We start from the raw sequence: 3,449 nt of genomic DNA on the forward strand, positions 1-3,449 counted from the left end.
GACAAGGCAAAAGGAAAACGCGACGCTTTCATCTACGGATTTTTTATTCTGTTGATTTTCGTATTGCTGAGTCTTCCTTTTCATATTATTGACGGGATTGCGGGGAATATTTTCAACCAGATTTCTACAAGTGTTTGGCTGAATGTTACGTTCTTCCTGATCTTTATTTTCTTTGCCGGAAGTTTCTTCGGATACTACGACATCACGCTGCCAAGCTCTATTGCAAATAAATCTTCGAAAGCGGAAGATGCCGGCGGCTTGATCGGAATTTTCTTCATGGCACTGACGCTGGTTATTGTATCTTTTTCATGTACCGGACCAATTTTGGGAAGCCTACTCGGAAGCGCGGTGACAGGATCCGCCAACGTACCGATGCTGCTCACTTTTGCTTTGGCTGGATTTGGACTGAGCTGGGCGATTGTTTTCGGACTTTTAGCACTCTTCCCACAGGCGTTGCAGAGTTTACCGAAATCCGGCGGTTGGATGAACACTGTGAAAGTGGTTTTAGGATTTATCGAACTTGGGCTGGCACTGAAATTCTTATCTAAAGCTGATTTGGTCTCCAAAACATTTTTCCTGAAAAGAGAACTTTTCATTGCGCTCTGGATTTTAATTGCGATCGGACTCGTTCTTTATCTGTTCGGGAAAATCCGCTTCCCGCATGATGACAAAAAACCTAAAATATCTTTAACAAGAAAAATCATAGGATTCTTCGGAATTGGATTCATCATTTATCTGATTCAGGGACTATTCCCGGCAGAACGGCCTACGCTGCAACATTTAAGTGGAATTCTGCCTCCAATAAACGTAAGTTATCTTCATAAAGAAGAAGATGGTATTTTAGGAATGCATCCTTCCCACGATTATTTTGAAGCCATAGAAATGGCCAAAAAGGAAAACAAACCGCTTCTGATAGACTTCACCGGTTACGGTTGCGAAAACTGCCGAAAAATGGAGGAATTTGTGTGGAGCGAACCCGATATTTTGCCGATTCTTCAGAACGATGTTGTGCTGGCTTCGCTTTACGTTGATGATAAAGAACTCTTGCCTGAAAACGAACAGACTTCCATCGATATGGGTAACGGACAGAAGAAAAAAATTAAAACCATCGGTGACAAATGGAGTCTTTTCCAACAGATCAATTTTAATAACAATTCTCAGCCGCATTATGTATTGGTTTCTCCGGAAGGAAAAGTCATCAATACACCGGTTTCGGGCTATATGCCGAAAGAAGATTTTAAAAATTTCCTGACTTGCGGAATTGAATTCTTCAAAAAGAATAAATAAAACCAAATAAATCAAAAAATGTCCGCTTTTTGAGCGGACATTTTGTATATCTAAAAGTCTAAATTAAGGATTTGTTACGGGAACACTGCTGAATCCTATCGAAGTTTTCAGCGAAATATCTGAAGTTGGAGACTGTTTTAAAACATATACAACCCTTGCCTGTACCGCACCCGATTTCATCATATTATCTAAAGTCTGCGAAGTATTTACATCCAGTGACAGCGAACTTCCGACATTATCTCCGATGGCATCTCTGGAGGCAACCAGAACTTCATTACTTCCGTTATTCGAAAGATAAACTTTTACCGATTTGAAGATTCCCATACTCGTATTGTTCGGAACCGACATTGTCGCATTGGAAACCCTTATATCTCTCACATTAGCGCCCGCGCCAGTAAGCTGATTGATGCTCTGCGCCGGCGAAACATTAGACAAAGTGGTATTTGCCGGTGAACCGGAAGTTACCAAAACCGTCGCATTGTATGGAAATGTGTTCTGTAAGATAGATGAAACGGTAGAACAGCTCGCTAATGTAGCTGTAGCAACAACCGTTGATAAAAATAAATTTTTCATAATAGTAAATTTTGATTTAAATCTTTCATTCAGAAACTATACCAACTTCATTAATTAACAGAAGATTAACTATGACAACTTTTTAAAATTTACTTTATGCTTACAGAAAATTTTCCCTTAGTTTCACCTGATGCCATATTACTTTTCCCGATAATCAGCCAAAGTTCTCCATCATTTTTTGCTGTGTAAGAAATCTGTCTTCCAAACGGTCCGTCGAAAGTCCCATCCGGTAGTTTGATCTGATTGAAACGGATATTCATTTCTGCATTTTCAGGCGTTACTTCTCCGGAAATAGTTTTTTGTCTGAAATTTTTAATTTTCACGATAAACTGCTGATCATCTTCCGTAAATTCTTCGCCAATACTGAAAGGAATCTGGTGTGCATCTACAGTTCTAATAATTTTATTGCCCTCAACTTCCCTCATCATTCCCTGCCGTCCCATTGGAACCTCCTTTATAACTTCCGTCGCTGAATCTCTTTCCACAGGTCGTTGTTGAAGAGTGTCTACACTTGATGTAGATTCTTTTACAGAATCAGATTTATTGCACGACCAAAGTAATATAGGCGCGAGCAGGAGTAGTTTTTTCATGGGTTCTGAGGTTTTAGTGTTTGATAATAAATAATTTTGGAAAGAAAAGTTTTGTTCTGTTCTTTAGCAATTTCTGTTGGTTTTTTCGTTTTTTCAAATTCATTTGGATAGACTTTAAGGAGAATTTCATCATTGTAATTCAGGCTTTTGTGAAAATCAAAATTACCTTTTTCATTTCTGATGTTGTAAATGGTGGCCAAATTACCCCAGTTGATAAAGGACGCGGCCAAAACCGTTCCATAAAAATACCATGACATATGATTAAAAAGAAATGCGTTGGTTTTCTGATTTTTTATTTTGATGAAAGTAAGAATAAGCCCGATAAATGCAAGCGCCAGAAAGGCATAAACGCCAAGTCTTTTATACGTAATTCCTAGACTGATGATGTATTCAGAATTTTTAGCAAAAGCGGAAATGACCAGTACAGCATTGAGAAATATCCAGATTTTAGCTAAGAGCTTTAAAATTCCAGCTTTATTATCGAAATTAAATTTACCTTTAAAATAGAACATAATCACCAAAACAGCCATTACAATCGATAAAATAACAGCATTGACGCGGTCGTGAGTTTCATCTGAAAGTTGGCTGGCCGATTTGGGAATTTCAACAAACTGTTCATAATTAAAAGTGAAAATGAAAACCAACAGCAAAATATTGAGTGCGGCAAATGAGATGACCCCACTCATTCTTTCCGAATCTATATCCAGTAAAGAGTTTGAGTCTTGAACGTGTTTATCCTCATTCAGAAAATCATTTTTGAGTCGATGGTTTAACTTGAAGATGAATTTTTCAATTTTAAAATTCCAGAAATTAAACGCAATAAAAAATCCAAGTGTTCCGAGAACAATAAACTGCCAGAGATCGAAATTGAACTCCCAGCCGGTAAAAAAACCTGAAAAATGTTCGCTTCCTAAAGCGTAAACTCCAAAAAATACAACTACGAAAAAAGCAGGAATCAGAAACATAGCGATCAGTTTCTTCACCGTTTCAGAAGTATTT

At 37.9% G+C, this 3,449-nt stretch carries 4 protein-coding genes; 1 reads left to right on the plus strand and 3 read right to left on the minus strand.

The window, feature by feature from the left end; genetic code table 11:
* The coding region (locus V5N63_RS11410; RefSeq protein WP_332034039.1) for a protein-disulfide reductase DsbD family protein at window positions 1–1,287 on the plus strand (1,287 nt) is incomplete at its 5' end.
* Between the two features lie 63 nt (window positions 1,288–1,350).
* On the opposite strand, the gene V5N63_RS11415 is transcribed toward V5N63_RS11410, so the two are convergent.
* From V5N63_RS11415 to V5N63_RS11425, 3 genes are all read right to left on the minus strand, one after another.
* A complete protein-coding gene (locus V5N63_RS11415) occupies window positions 1,351–1,860 on the minus strand; it encodes a hypothetical protein (protein WP_332034040.1) in 510 nt (169 codons plus the stop codon).
* Between the two features lie 89 nt (window positions 1,861–1,949).
* A complete protein-coding gene (locus V5N63_RS11420; protein ID WP_332034041.1) occupies window positions 1,950–2,450 on the minus strand; it encodes a hypothetical protein in 501 nt (166 codons plus the stop codon).
* Window positions 2,447–3,449, minus strand: a 1,003-nt coding sequence (locus V5N63_RS11425; protein WP_332034042.1) for a DUF4153 domain-containing protein, incomplete at its 5' end; no start/stop codon positions are given. The genes V5N63_RS11420 and V5N63_RS11425, both read right to left, overlap by 4 nt.

The organism is Kaistella sp. (assembly GCF_032060305.1).
Classification (GTDB): Bacteria; Bacteroidota; Bacteroidia; order Flavobacteriales; family Weeksellaceae; genus Kaistella; species Kaistella yananensis.

Excerpts from the sequence above, each read along its gene's own strand:
- V5N63_RS11415 (WP_332034040.1), bottom strand. The coding sequence starts at position 1,860 with ATGAAAAATTTATTTTTATCAACGGTTGTTGCTACAGCTACATTAGCG.
- V5N63_RS11420 (WP_332034041.1), bottom strand. The coding sequence starts at position 2,450 with ATGAAAAAACTACTCCTGCTCGCGCCTATATTACTTTGGTCGTGCAAT.